A 13,032-nucleotide genomic window follows, 5' to 3' on the forward strand; every position below is an offset into this window, starting at 1 on the left:
AGCGATGCGACGCCGCGCGCAAAAAGCTTTTCAACTTGCCAATTGTCAGGTTAGTATTCGTTATGCATTACGTAATAACGTTACGATAAAAAAGGAGGCCCATGAGTACTACCGAAATTTTCCTGCTGGAGATGCTGCTGATCTTCGTCGTCCCCTACTTGATCTGGCGCCTGTTCAAGACCGACTACTTCGCCCCGCTGGTCATCGTGCAGATCATCATGGGCATCGTGCTGGGCCCAGGCGTGATGGGCAACCTGTTTCCCGAATACCATAAATTCGTCTTCAATCCTGACGTCGTGAAAACCTTGAGCGGCATCGCCATGTGGGGCGTCATGCTGTTCGTGATGCTGGCCGGCATCGAGCTGGACCTGAAAAAGACCTGGCAATATCGCCGCGAAAGCATCACCACGGCCGGCCTGTCGCTGTGCGCACCGCTGATTTTCGGCTGCGCCGCCGCCCTGCTGCTGATGAACTACGAAGGCTGGATGGGCGTGAAAGCGGCCAAATGGCAATTCATGGTCGGCACCGGCATGGCCTGCGCCGTCACCGCGCTGCCGGTGTTGGTGCTGCTGCTGGAAAAACTGGACATCCTGCGCCAGCCCATGGGCCAGCGCATTCTGCGTTACGCCAGCCTGGACGACGTCGCCATCTGGGGCGTGCTGGCGCTGATCATGCTCGATTGGGAACGCGTCGGCCGCCAAGCAGCCTTCCTGGTCGGCTTCGCCCTGCTGACCTACGTCTTCCGCAAGCTGATGGTACGCCTGCAAAAGAACGACCGCTGGGCCGCCGCCATGATCTGGCTGATCGCCTGCGCCTTCACGGCGGACTGGGCCGGCCTGCACTACATGGTCGGCGCCTTCCTGGCCGGCGTGGTGATGGATGCTGAATGGTTCGGCCAGGAAGAACTGGACGCGCTGTTCAAGAATGTGCTGCTGGTGCTGATGCCGGTGTTCTTCCTGAGCACCGGCCTGCGCACCAAGTGGGACATGGGCGGCGCTTCGGTGTTCTTCGTCGGTGGCCTGCTGCTGTTCGCCTCGGTCGGCGGCAAACTGGCCGGCGCCCACCTGGCCGGCAAGATCCTGAAATGGAAAGACGGTGAAGCCTCGATCATCGGCTGGCTGCTGCAATCGAAGGGCCTGATCGAAATCATCTTCGCCAACATCCTGCTGGACAAGCAAATCATCACCAGCGAGACCTTCACGGCCCTGCTGCTGATGGCAATCGGCAGTACCATGTTGACGATTCCTGTTGTGCACCCTAAACTCAATCGTGCACAGAATCGTGGACTGGTGGGTCAAGCCAGCTCCTGAGCTTTAAAAGGATAGAAACATGGCGCGTACCGGATTAACGAAATCACAAGTCAGAACAACGCGGGACCAGTTGCTGGCTGAGGGGCGCTATCCCTCCGTTGATGCGGTGCGCCATGCGCTCGGCGACACCGGTTCCAAGTCGACCATCCACAAGTACCTGAAGGAACTGGCGGAGGAAGGCAACGGCCCCGGTCTCAAGCGCGACGACACCGCGCGCAGCCTGCAAACGCTGGTCGAGCAACTGTCCGACCGGTTACACCTGGACGCCGAGCAGCGCTTCCAGGCACTGTGCGCGGAATATGAAGAACAGCTGGAACAGAAGGAGCTGGAACTGATCCAGCTGCGCCGCAAGGTCGCCCAACTGAGCGAGCGCGTGCAGGAACTGGAAGTGGATGCCTATGCCAGCCAGCCGCACGATCACGGCTTCGGCCATTTCTCCCACCTGCAGTCCAGCCTGCGCTGCGGCTTGAACGACAACACGCCGTTCAGCATGTTGATGAACGGCGGCCGCTCAGCGGTGGTCGACTTCGACAGCCCGCAAATCCAGCTTACGCCACGCGTTTTCCAAGGATAATCAGGTCGCGTTCCACGCCGTCCAGATTGGCCACCTTGGGCAGATGCGCCCAGGTTTCAAAGCCGAACTTCGCGAACAGGCCGAGGCTCGGCTTGTTGTGGCCGAAAATGAATCCCAGCAGCGTATGCACCTTGATCTGCGGCGCGAAGGCAATCGCCTGCTCGATGCAGTAACGGCCTATGCCCTTGCCGCGCCAGTCTTCGGCGATGTAGATCGAAATCTCCGACGTGCCCGAATACGCCGGACGGCCATAGAAGTTCGAATACGACATCCAGCCCAGGATCTCGCTGCCCGTCTCTTCCGATTCGATAATCCACAGCGGCCGTTTTTCGGGCGTATGGTCGTGATACCACTGCAGGCGCGACTCGACCGACACCGGTTCGGTATCGGCGGTCACTTCGCGCGAGGCGATGGTGGTGTTGTAAATGGCAACGATGGTTGGCAGGTCGTCGAGCGTGGCTAAGCGATGGCGAAAAGTCATGTGGAGGAAAGCGAGGTTACAGGGTGTGAGTGGCGCGCGATGAACGCAACGCGGCGCCGAGGATTTCTTCGATGCGCAGGCGGGCGCGCTGGCCGCTCTCGTCGTCCGGGAAATGCACGCCGATGCCCTGCGCCTTGTTGTTGTGCGCGCCGGGCGGCGTGATCCAGGCGACTTTGCCTGCGATCGGGTATTTATTGGTGTCGTCCATCAGCGCCAGGATCAGGTAGATCTCATCGCCGAGCTTGTACGGTTTCTGGGTCGGCACGAACATGCCGCCATTCTTCAGGAAAGGCATGTAGGCCGCATACAGCGCAGCCTTTTCCTTGATCGCCAGCGACAACACCGTCGGCCGTGGCGTCAACGGCACGGTGTTCGGATCGAGCGGGCTGGCAGCGGACATGAACTCCCTTTCAGGCGCAGCAGTTGGTGTACTCAAGCAGCATATCCTCCAGGAACAGCTTCGGCGACAGCGGATGGTCCGCCGTCGCACGCCGTTCGTTGGCGCCCTTGATCGCAGCCAGCAAGCGGCTGACGTGGATCTTGTCCGCCAGGCCGGCCAGCTCTTTCTGGTAGCGAGGATAGTAACGGATGTTGCCTGCCAGTTTGTAGGAAAACACATCATAAAGCCAGCGCTGCAACCATGAAACGGGCTGGTTGAGCGGCACTTTCTGCAACTTGTCCGCCACTTTCAGGGCGCCTTCGATGCTCGGATGGGCCAGCAGCTGCAACAGCGTTTCCAGTTCCTCGCGGCTGCCGGTTTCGGCCTGGGCCATGGCGGCCAGCGGCGCACCGCCCTGCTCGCGCAGCCAGCTGTCGGCATCGGCCACGCCCTGCGCCTTCAGCCAGGCCAGCGCTTCGGCGTGGCTGGGCATCGGCAGCGCGAACTTGCGGCAGCGCGACAAAATGGTCGGCAGCACCCGGTCCAGGCTGTTGGAGGCGACCAGGAACACGGTGCCCGGCGGCGGCTCTTCCAGCGTCTTCAGCAAGGCGTTGGAGGCCGGCATGTTCAGCGCCTCGGCCGGATACAGCACCACCACGCGCAAGCCCTGGCGGTGGGTGGAGATATTCATGAAATCCGCCAGATTGCGGATCTGCTCGATCTTGATTTCCTTGGACGGCGTCTTGGTCTTGGCGGCCTTTTTCGACTCGCCATCGCCCTCTTCGTCGGCGATCTCGTCTTCCATCGATTCCGGCCGCACGCGGCGGTAGTCCGGATGGTTGTGCTGCGAGAACCAGCCGCAGGACGCGCACTGGCCGCAGGCATGGCCGTCCGGCAGCACGGCCTCGCACAGCAGTCCCTGCGCAAACGCCTCGATGAAGTCGGACTTGCCTATCCCGGCGGCGCCATGGAACAGGATGGCGTGCGGCATGCGCGGGCGCAGCGCTTGCAGCTGCTGCCACGACGATTCCTGCCACGGGTAGATGGAATTACTCATTATTCAGTATTCTATTTCAAAAGCACGCATCGAGGATGGCGGCGATTTCCAGCTGAATCGCGGCGATGCCCTGGGTCGAGTCGATCACGCGGAAGCGTTGCGGGAACTGGGCAGCGCGGCGCAGGTACTCGTTGCGGGTGGCGGCGAAGAAATCGGCCTTTTCCTGCTCGAATTTATCGAGGTCGCGGGTGGCGTCCAGGCGCGCACGGGCCACGTCCAGCGGCACGTCGAACAACAGCGTCAGGTCGGGCTGCAGCTCGGGATGCACCCACTGCTCCAGCACTTCCAGCTTTTCCAGGCTGGTGCCGCGTCCGCCGCCCTGGTAGGCGAAGGTGGAATCGGTGAAACGGTCCGAAATGACCCAGGCGCCGCGCGCCAGCGCCGGTGCGATCACCTGGGCGATATGCTCGCGGCGGCTGGCGAACACCAGCAGGGCCTCGGTTTCCAGGTGCATCTTCTCGTGCAGCACGATTTCGCGCAGCTTCTCGCCCAGCGGCGTGCCGCCCGGCTCGCGCGAGCTGACCAGTTCGACGCCGCGCGCCTTGATGTATTCGCTGACGAAGGCGATGTGCGTGGATTTGCCCGCGCCATCGATGCCTTCAAAGGTGATGAATTTACCCATGTGTTATTTTTCTGACTACTTATCTTTGATACTGATTGACTGCCCGATTGTGGTCGTTCAGGTTGTCGGAGAACTGGCTGGTGCCATTACCCTTGGCGACGAAATACAGCGCGCCCGTCTTGGCCGGCGCAAGCGCCGCCGTCAACGACTGCACGCCCGGCAAGGCGATCGGCGTCGGCGGCAGGCCGGACCGGGTGTAGGTGTTGTACGGCGTATCGGTTTCCAGATCCTTCTTGCGGATGTTGCCGTCGAACTTGGGGCCGATGCCGTAGATCACGGTCGGATCGGTTTGCAGCATCATGCCGATCTTCAGGCGGTTGACGAACACGCCGGCGATCATGGCGCGCTCGGACTTGTGGCCGGTTTCCTTTTCCACGATGGACGCCATGATCAGCGCCTCATATGGTTTTTTGTACGGCAGCGCCGGATCGCGCTTTTCCCAGGCGGTGGCCAGGCGTGCCAGCATCATCGCGTGGGCCTGCTTGTAGATCTGCAGGTCGCTGGCGCCCTTGGCGAACAAATAGGTATCGGGAAAGAACAGCCCTTCCGCCTGCGTGTATTCGGACGAAATGGCGCTCATCACTTCCTGGTCGCTCATGGCCACGGTGTCGTGCTTCAGGCCCTTGTGGGCGGCGATGGCTGCCCGCATCTGGCGGAAGTTCCAGCCTTCGATGATGGTCAGCTGCTCCTGCGCGTACTCGCCGCGCGCCAGCTGGTCGATCAGGCGCAGCGGCGTGGAGCCTGGCTTGAGCTCGTACGAACCGGCCTTCAGGCGGCCGCTCTTGCCGGTCGCGCGCGCCAGCAGGTTGAACAGCAAAGGCTGGATCGGCACGCCGGCCGCCGCTATCTGCTGGCCGGCGGCGTGGGCGCCGCTGCCCGGCGTAATGCTGAATTCAATGGCTTCGGCATCCTCCGGAATAATCGGCTTTTGCGACCAGTACATGAAATAAGCACCACCGAGGATGACGAACAGGACACACAGACCGATTATTTTTTTGATAAAAGCCATTGTTAAAGCCGTATTGTTGGGTCAAGTCGCACAGCTTGCCAGTTCTTGGCGCTGTTCGCCAGTGCCGTGTTTTGCGCGGCTTCCGACGCGATCTCCGCGACATCACTATAATGAGCCCGTAATGATAATGCTTCCACCGCTAAAATATTGAAAATTATGCCTGCTTTGAACGAACTGAACGCCCAACCGCTGAATACCACGCAGATTGCTGCGGGATTTTTCGCCCCGATCACCGATCTGGGGCTGATTGCGCTGGACGGCGAGGAGTCGGCCAGCTTCCTGCACAACCAGCTCACCAACGACGTCGAGCACCTGGGCCTGGGCGAAGCGCGCCTGGCCGGCTACTGCTCGCCCAAGGGCCGCCTGCTGGCCTCGTTCCTGATGTGGCGCAGCGCCTCGACTATTTACCTGCAACTGCCGCGCGACATTCAGGCGCCGGTGCAGAAGCGCCTGTCCATGTTCGTGCTGCGCGCCAAGACCAAGCTGAGCGACGCCACCGAGGCGCCTGCCAACCAGGTGGTGTTCGGCCTGGGCGGCGGCGCCGCGCCGGCCACGCTGCAAACCTGGTTCGACACCCTGCCGGCGCAACCGTTCACTAAAATCGATCACGCACTGGGCAGCCTGATTCGCGTAGCCGATGCCTTCGGTGCGCCGCGCTACCAGTGGTTAATGTCGGCCGAGACTGCGGAAACCGTGGTCGCCGCGCTGGCCGCCAAGCTGGCCGCCGGCACCACCGATGCCTGGCACCTGTCCGAAATCCACGCCGGCATCCCGCAAATCGCCAAGGCGACGCAGGAGCAATTCGTGCCGCAGATGGTGAATTACGAACTGCTAGGCGGCGTCAACTTCAAGAAAGGCTGCTACCCCGGCCAGGAAATCGTCGCGCGCAGCCAGTATCTGGGCAAGCTCAAGCGCCGCACCACCCTGGTCAGCATTCCGGACGCGACGGCGGCGGCCGGCATGGAAGTCTTTGCCACGGCGGACCCTGAGCAGCCATGCGGCATGATCGTCAACGCCGCGCCTAACGGCAACGGCGGCGTGGATGCGCTGGTGGAAATGAAGCTGGCCGCCATCGAAGCGGGCTCGGTACGTCTCGGCTCGGCCGAAGGCGTGGCGCTGACCTTCCTCGACATGCCATACGTGCTGGAACCACTCGACCTCTAGCATGGATCTCTATATTTACTACAAGGTCAAGGACGCCGACGCGGCTTCCTTGCGGACGGCTGCCGCCGCCATGCAAGCCACGCTAGCGCAGCGCCACGGCGTTGCCGGCCAACTGAAACGCCGGCCGGAAGGCAAGGACGGCATGCAGACGTGGATGGAAGTGTATCCGTCCGCGCCTGATTCCTTTTCGGCGGCGCTCGATGAAGCGGCTGCGCAGGCCGGCCTGTCCACCTGGATCGCTGGCGAGCGCCACACCGAAGTCTTTATGGATGTCGCGCCATGTGCCTGATCGTTTTCGCATGGCAGGTCGTGCCTTCGGTGCCGCTGATCGCAGCAGCCAACCGTGACGAGTTTTATCAGCGCGCCACTGCGCCGGCCGCCGCATGGCCGGAGCATCCGCAGATTTATGCCGGGCGCGACTTGAAGGCCGGCGGCAGCTGGATGGGCGTCACGCAGCCGGGCGAGGACGGCGGACCGTCGCGTTTTGCCGCCATCACCAACATCCGCGCGCCGTCCGAGCACAGGGACGATGCGCCGTCGCGTGGGCAGCTGGTATCCGACTACCTGGCCGGCAGCATGACGCCGCAGGAATACGTGGAATCGATCCGCGCCAACGCCCACGAGTACAACGGCTTCAACCTGGTGCTGGGCGACCGTGACACGCTGATCTGGTATTCCAACAAAGGCGACAGCGACCCGCGCAACGGCAAGCCGCTGGAGCCCGGGGTGTATGGACTGTCTAACGCGTTGCTGGATGCGCCGTGGCCAAAAGTGCTGAAAACCAAGGCCCAATTCGCCAGCCTGCTGTGCCTGGGCGCACCGGAAGACGCGTTTTTCGAAATGCTGTCCGACACCACGCAAGCACCGGACCTGCGGTTGCCGGAGACGGGTGTGCCGCTGGAAGTGGAGCGCATGTTATCGGCTGTGCGGATCGAAAGCCCGGAATACGGCACCCGCACCTCGACCGTGGTCAAACTCTACGCCAACGCGCCAGCCACGCTGCATGAGATGCTGATTCATTAAACTTTTCGCCAAAGCTGCCGTTATGACCTGTAGCGGGATGATGTATCCCGATTACAAGAAGGAAAACGGTCATTATGGACACGAGCAGCATTAATCGCCCGGGCTTGCCGCCCGCTACCGCCGCCCAGGCCGGACCGGCGCCTGTGCCCGCGTCCGCGCCACCTGTGGCGACAGACACCGTCAAGCCCAAGGACGCCGCCACTCCCCGCGCGCCCACCAAGGAAGATATCAAGAACTCCGTGGACGCCATCAACCGCTTCCTGCAGGACAACAGCGAAGTCCGATTCAGCATCGACGAGGACAGCGGCCGGTCCGTCGTCAAGGTGGTCGATACCGAAACCAAAAAAGTATTACGCCAGTTCCCTTCCGAACAGTCGCTGGAAATCGGTAAAAACCTCGGCAACCTCAAAGGCCTGCTGATCGACAGCGAAGCCTGACCTTAAAAGGAGTAGTGCATATTGATATGCGCGATGCCTGCCTCGAAGAACTCATCTCCCTCGATGCGGAAACCGTGGCGCTCGTAGAACGGTGCCGCATGGGTTTGCGCACTCAGCATCACCACCTTGTCGCCGCGCGCCTTGGCCTGCGCCATCAGCGCCTGCAACAGCGCCCCGCCGACACCACTGCCGCGACCAGGCTTGCGCACCGCCATGCGGCCGATATGACCATCCGGCAGCAAACGGCCGGTGCCAACCGGCGTACCATCCGCATCGTAGGCCACGGCGTGCAGGCACACCGCATCCATGCTATCCATTTCCAGCTCGGCCGGAACGTTCTGCTCCTGCACAAACACTTCGAAGCGGACCAGCTTGGCATCTTCGCTCAGCGTGGTCCAGTCTCCCAGTTTAATCATTGCTTGCTTCCCTTGATCTTGGCCCGCAGCGATTCGCGCAGTTGCGGTGCGGCGGCGTAAGGATCGGCGGGATTGGTGCCGGCAACGATGTGCTCCATGCGCTCGCGCACGCCGGCCAGCGCGTCCGGATGCGAGTAAATATAGAATTGGCCATCGGCGATGGCCTTGAACGTGATCTCGGCCACGTCTTCCGCCGATACTTTACCAGACGTCACCGCCTTGTCGGTCATGGCCTGCGCCGCCAACTGGCTGGCGGTCGGCCCGGCCGACATGCGCACGTCCTTGGGACGATTGCGGTGCGACTGGCTGATGCCGGTCGGTACAAAGTACGGGCACAAGACCGAAGCACCGATCGGCGCCCCCACCAGCTGCAGGTCCTGGTACAGCGTCTCCGTCAACGACACCACCGCATGCTTGGAGACGTTGTAGACGCCCATCGCCGGCGCATTCAGCAGCCCGGCCATCGACGCGGTATTAACGATGTGGCCCTCGAACGATGGATCTTTCTCGGCCGCCGCCAACATCAGCTTGGTGAAGATGCGCACGCCGTGAATCACGCCCCAAACGTTCACGCCCATCACCCATTCCCAATCGGCCTCGGTGTTTTCCCAGATCAGGCCGCCGGAGCCAACACCGGCGTTATTGAACACCAGGTGCACGGCGCCGAACTCGGCCACGGCCGCATCGGCCAGCGCCTGCACTTGCTCGCCCTTGCGCACGTCGCACAGGCGGCCGATCACGCTGGCCCCCTGCGCGCGCAATTCCTCGACGGCGCGGTCCAGCGCGTCCGTCTGCACATCGGCCAGCACCAGCTTCATGCCCTCGCGTGCGGCCACGTTGGCGAATTGACGACCCAAACCACTTGCTCCGCCGGTGATGACGGCGACTTTGTCTCGAATAGTTTTCATATGAGCTTCACCAGTTGTTTGCCAAAATTACGCCCGTGTAGCAGGCCGATAAACGCTTCCGGCGCGGCATCCAGCCCCTCCGCCACCGACTCGCGGTACTTGATTTGACGATTGGCGACCAGCACGGCCAGTTCCTGCAAGCCCTGCTGCCAATACTCCATGTGCTCGGTGATGATGAAGCCGCGCAAGGTCAGGCGGTTCAGCAGCAGCGCGCGCGTATTCTTGATGGCCATGTCGGCGCCGTTGAAGCCGCCGATCAATCCGCACAGCGCAACGCGGGCGAAGGCGTTGGTGCGGCCCAGCGCGGCGTCGAAACACACGCCGCCGACGTTTTCAAAGATGGCATCCACACCATCCGGCGTGGCAGCGGCCAGGTCGGCCTCCAGGTTGCCGGCCTTGTAATCGACGCAGGCGTCGAAGCCCAGTTCATCGACCACGTAGGCGCATTTTTCAGGACCGCCGGCAATGCCAACCACGCGGCAACCGCGCAGCCGCGCCAACTGTCCGACCACACTGCCGACTGCGCCGCTGGCGGCCGACACCACCACCGTTTCACCGGCGGCCGCCTCCATGATCTGGTTGAAGCCGTACCACGCCGCCATGCCCGGCATGCCGACCACGCCGAGGAAGGCCGACAGCGGTATGCGCGTGGTATCGAGCTTGCGCAGCAGCAAGCCGTCGGAGACTGCCATTTCCGCCCAGCCCAGCGTGCCGTTGACATGGTCGCCGACCTTGAAGAACTCATTGCGTGTCGCCACCACCTGGCCGACGGTACCGCCGATCATGGTCTCGTCCAGCGCTTGCGAGGCGGCATAGCCGGCGTTCTTGCTCATGCGGCCGCGCATGTACGGGTCCAGCGACAGGTAGTGATTGCGAATCAGCACTTCACCGTCGGCCAGCTGCGGCACAGGCACGGTTTCGATACGGAAGTTGTGCGGCGCGACCGGGCCGCGCGGACGCGCCGCCAGCACAATGCGCCGGTAATGCTCGGGAATCTCGATCATGCTATGCCTAAACCGCCGATACGCCACCGTCCACCGCCAGGATCTGGCCGGTGATGTGTTTGCCTGCATCCGAGGCGAACAGCACCGCTGCGCCCTTCAGGTCTTCGTCGTCGCCTAGGCGATTCAGCGGCGCATGGCTGATGAGTTCGTCGCCCATCTGCGAAAGCAGGCCCTTGGTCATTTTCGACGGGAAGAAGCCCGGCGCCAGCGCGTTGACGGTGATGCCGTGACGGCCCCATTCGCCGGCCAGCGTGCGGGTGAAGTTGACCAGCGCGCCTTTCGAGGTGTTGTAGGCGATGGTCTGCATGGTGCCCGGCGGATTGCCGGCCAATCCTGCGATCGAAGCGATGTTGATGATGCGGCCGTAACCGCGCGGGATCATGGTGCGCTTGCCGACCAGTTGCGAGACCACGAAGATGCTGCGGATATTCAGGTCCATGACCTTGTCCCAGGCTTCGACCGGATGGTCTTCGGCCGGGGCGCCCCAGCTGGCGCCGGCGTTGTTGATCAGGATGTCGATGTGACCGAGGTGGGCAATGGCGCCGTCCACCAGTTGCGCCGCCTGCTCGTCCTGCGACAGGTCGGCGGCGATGGCGTGGGCGCTGATGCCGCGTTGCGACAGGAAGGCGACGGCTTCATCGAGGTCCGACTGCTTGCGCGCCGAGACGACAATCCTGGCGCCTTGCTCGCCGAGGGCCAGGGCCATCTGCAAGCCCAGGCCGCGCGAGCCGCCGGTAACCAGCGCGGTCTTGCCGGCCAGCGAAAACAGTTCTTGGGTAGTACGCATCTTGTCTCCTTTTTTAAAACCACGCGTCGCGCATATCGAGCGTGGTGGTGTCTATGCTGGCCAGCAGCTCCAGCTGCGGCCCGACTTTCGGCAGCTCCCAGCGGAAGAAATAACGACAGGCCTGCAGCTTGCCCCGATAGAAATCCTGATCCGCGCCGGCCTGTTCCAACGACGCTGCAGCCAGCAGCGCCTGCTGCAGCCAGATCCAGGCGACCACCACGTGACCGCATGCTTCCAGATAGATGCTGGCGTTGGCCAGCGTCTTGTTCATGTCGCCGACAGCATACAGCTTCTGCGTCACTTGTTCCAAGGCCGCCCACGCGCCTTCCAGCTCGCCGGCGTGCGCCAGTAGTTCCCGGCTGATCTCCGCCATGCCATCCGGTGCAGTCTCCGGTGCGCCAACGCTGCCGCGCACCTTGCGCACCGTCTTGCGCACTTCCGCGCCAAACGCCTTGAACAAGGCGCCGTCCTGCATCGACACCTTGCGTCCCAGCAGGTCCAGCCCGTGGATGCCGTGCGTTCCTTCGTGAATCGCGTTCAGCCGGTTGTCCCGATAGAACTGCTCGACGTTGTACTCGCGCGTGTAGCCGTAACCGCCGTGCACCTGGATCGCCAGGCTGTTGGCCTCCACCGCCCACTGCGACGGCCACGACTTGGTGATCGGCGTCAGGAAGTCCAGCAGCCGCGCCGCATGTTCGCGCGCTTCCGGCGTTTCCGCGCTGTGCTGCTCGTCGACCAGGCGGGCGCTATACAGCACAAGGCCAAGCGCGCCTTCCACGTAAGCCTTCTGCGCCAGCAGCATGCGCCGTACATCTGTGTGTTCGATGATGGGCAGCTGGGGCTGCGCGGGGTCCTTCTGCGCCGGATGACGGCCCTGCGGCCGGTTGCGCGCATAGTCCAGCGCGTGCAGATAGCCGGTGTAGCCGAGCACCGCCGCGCCGAGGCCGACGCCAATGCGCGCCTCGTTCATCATGTGGAACATATTGGCTAGGCCCTGATGCGGCTTGCCGACCAGGTAGCCGATGGCGCCGCCTTTCTCGCCGAAGTTCAGCAGGCAATTGGTGGTGCCGCGATTGCCCATCTTGTGATTCAGGCCGGCCAGCGCGACGTCGTTGCGCTCGCCCAGGCTGCCGTCGTCGTTGACCAGGAATTTGGGCACGATGAACAGCGAAATGCCTTTCACGCCAGGAATCAGCTTGCCGTCCTCGCCGGGAATCTTGGCCAGCACCAGGTGGACGATGTTCTCCGCCAGCTCATGCTCGCCGGCCGAGATCCACATCTTGTTGCCGATCAGGCGGTACTGGTGTTCGCCGTCCGGCACGGCGCGGGTGGTGATGTCCGACAGGCTGGAGCCGGCTTGCGGCTCGGACAGGCACATGGTGCCGAAGAAGCGCCCTTCCAGCATCGGATTGACGAAGCGCTTGATCTGGTCCGGCGTGCCGCACTTGAGCAAGGTGTTGGCGTTGCTCATCGTCAGGAAGGTATAGGCCGAAGTGCTGACGTTGGAGGCCGTGAAGTACGCCGCCAGCACCTTCTCCACCACCACCGGCAGCTGCATGCCGCCGCGTTCGTAGTCCTGCCCGGCCGCCATCAGGCCGGCGGCGCTGAAGGCGTCCAGCGCCGTCTTCACCTCCGGGATGATGCGGACCTTGCCGTCCACCACGTGCGGCTCGTTGCTGTCGGCCTTCTTGTTGTGCGTGGCGAACAGGTCGGTCGCGAGACGCTCGGCCGTGTCGATGGCGGCGTCGAAGGTCTCACGGTTGTGGTCCTGGAAGCGGTCGCGCCGTGTCAGCGCCTCCGCGTCCAGCCATTCGTACAGCATGAAAGCCAGGTCGCGGCGCGACAGAATGGTCGAGTCCAT

Annotated in this window: 16 protein-coding genes; 6 read left to right on the forward strand and 10 right to left on the reverse strand. The window is 62.8% G+C overall.

Annotation, left to right across the window (positions count from 1 at the left end):
- Positions 1-101: 101 nt before the first annotated feature.
- Together ACXZ1M_RS28605 and ACXZ1M_RS28610 are read left to right on the forward strand one after the other, a co-directional pair.
- Positions 102-1,310 carry a cation:proton antiporter gene (locus ACXZ1M_RS28605; protein ID WP_459050978.1) on the forward strand — a complete coding sequence of 403 codons (1,209 nt, stop codon included), beginning with the start codon at positions 102-104 and terminating at the stop codon, positions 1,308-1,310.
- Positions 1,311-1,329: 19 nt separating this feature from the next.
- Positions 1,330-1,884, forward strand: coding sequence for a DNA-binding protein (locus tag ACXZ1M_RS28610; protein ID WP_459050979.1), 555 nt, complete (start codon positions 1,330-1,332; stop codon positions 1,882-1,884).
- Here the strand turns inward: ACXZ1M_RS28610 and ACXZ1M_RS28615 are convergent.
- The 5 genes from ACXZ1M_RS28615 to mltG are packed head-to-tail and all read right to left on the reverse strand — an operon-like array spanning position 1,859 to position 5,432.
- Entirely contained in the window at positions 1,859-2,365 is a 507-nt protein-coding gene (locus tag ACXZ1M_RS28615) for a GNAT family N-acetyltransferase (protein ID WP_459050980.1), read from the reverse strand. The two genes, ACXZ1M_RS28610 and ACXZ1M_RS28615, sit on opposite strands and share 26 nt — an antisense overlap.
- A gap of 16 nt (positions 2,366-2,381) precedes the next feature.
- Positions 2,382-2,765, reverse strand: a complete 384-nt coding sequence (locus ACXZ1M_RS28620) for a PilZ domain-containing protein (RefSeq protein ID WP_373987073.1) — start codon at positions 2,763-2,765, stop codon at positions 2,382-2,384.
- Between the two features lie 10 nt (positions 2,766-2,775).
- Complete coding sequence (locus ACXZ1M_RS28625; RefSeq protein ID WP_459050981.1) at positions 2,776-3,801, reverse strand: DNA polymerase III subunit delta'; 1,026 nt, start codon at positions 3,799-3,801, stop codon at positions 2,776-2,778.
- Between the two features lie 16 nt (positions 3,802-3,817).
- Complete coding sequence (gene tmk / locus ACXZ1M_RS28630; RefSeq protein WP_459050982.1) at positions 3,818-4,423, reverse strand: dTMP kinase; 606 nt, start codon at positions 4,421-4,423, stop codon at positions 3,818-3,820.
- A 19-nt stretch (positions 4,424-4,442) separates the two neighbouring features.
- Positions 4,443-5,432, reverse strand: a complete 990-nt coding sequence (gene mltG, locus ACXZ1M_RS28635) for an endolytic transglycosylase MltG (protein WP_459050983.1) — start codon at positions 5,430-5,432, stop codon at positions 4,443-4,445.
- Positions 5,433-5,588: 156 nt separating this feature from the next.
- Between mltG and ygfZ the strand changes: the two genes are divergently transcribed.
- The 4 genes from ygfZ to ACXZ1M_RS28655 all read left to right on the forward strand — a co-directional run bounded on the left by ygfZ (position 5,589) and on the right by ACXZ1M_RS28655 (position 8,056).
- Complete coding sequence (gene ygfZ, locus ACXZ1M_RS28640; protein WP_459050984.1) at positions 5,589-6,596, forward strand: CAF17-like 4Fe-4S cluster assembly/insertion protein YgfZ; 1,008 nt, start codon at positions 5,589-5,591, stop codon at positions 6,594-6,596.
- A gap of 1 nt (position 6,597) precedes the next feature.
- Positions 6,598-6,885, forward strand: a complete 288-nt coding sequence (locus ACXZ1M_RS28645) for a DUF4936 family protein (protein ID WP_459050985.1) — start codon at positions 6,598-6,600, stop codon at positions 6,883-6,885.
- Positions 6,876-7,619 carry an NRDE family protein gene (locus tag ACXZ1M_RS28650; RefSeq protein ID WP_459050986.1) on the forward strand — a complete coding sequence of 248 codons (744 nt, stop codon included), beginning with the start codon at positions 6,876-6,878 and terminating at the stop codon, positions 7,617-7,619. The genes ACXZ1M_RS28645 and ACXZ1M_RS28650 overlap by 10 nt, the downstream gene beginning before the upstream one ends.
- A gap of 74 nt (positions 7,620-7,693) precedes the next feature.
- Positions 7,694-8,056, forward strand: a complete 363-nt coding sequence (locus ACXZ1M_RS28655; protein ID WP_459050987.1) for a flagellar protein FlaG — start codon at positions 7,694-7,696, stop codon at positions 8,054-8,056.
- A 2-nt stretch (positions 8,057-8,058) separates the two neighbouring features.
- Here the strand turns inward: ACXZ1M_RS28655 and ACXZ1M_RS28660 are convergent, their stop codons facing one another.
- Genes ACXZ1M_RS28660 through ACXZ1M_RS28680 form a run of 5 tightly spaced genes read right to left on the reverse strand, consistent with a single transcriptional unit; the run spans position 8,059 to position 13,032 of the window.
- Positions 8,059-8,472, reverse strand: coding sequence for a GNAT family N-acetyltransferase (locus tag ACXZ1M_RS28660; RefSeq protein ID WP_459050988.1), 414 nt, complete (start codon positions 8,470-8,472; stop codon positions 8,059-8,061).
- On the reverse strand, positions 8,469-9,380 hold the full coding sequence (locus ACXZ1M_RS28665) for an SDR family oxidoreductase (RefSeq protein WP_459050989.1): 912 nt from the start codon (positions 9,378-9,380) through the stop codon (positions 8,469-8,471). The genes ACXZ1M_RS28660 and ACXZ1M_RS28665 overlap by 4 nt, the downstream gene beginning before the upstream one ends.
- Positions 9,377-10,375 carry an NADP-dependent oxidoreductase gene (locus tag ACXZ1M_RS28670; RefSeq protein WP_459054087.1) on the reverse strand — a complete coding sequence of 333 codons (999 nt, stop codon included), beginning with the start codon at positions 10,373-10,375 and terminating at the stop codon, positions 9,377-9,379. The genes ACXZ1M_RS28665 and ACXZ1M_RS28670 overlap by 4 nt, the downstream gene beginning before the upstream one ends.
- Before the next feature lie 16 nt (positions 10,376-10,391).
- The gene (locus tag ACXZ1M_RS28675; RefSeq protein WP_459050990.1) at positions 10,392-11,171 is read right to left on the reverse strand and encodes an SDR family oxidoreductase; all 780 of its coding nucleotides are present in this window, start codon (positions 11,169-11,171) and stop codon (positions 10,392-10,394) included.
- A 13-nt stretch (positions 11,172-11,184) separates the two neighbouring features.
- Positions 11,185-13,032, reverse strand: coding sequence for an acyl-CoA dehydrogenase (locus ACXZ1M_RS28680; protein ID WP_459050991.1), 1,848 nt, complete (start codon positions 13,030-13,032; stop codon positions 11,185-11,187).

This window comes from Duganella paludis, assembly GCF_054461335.1.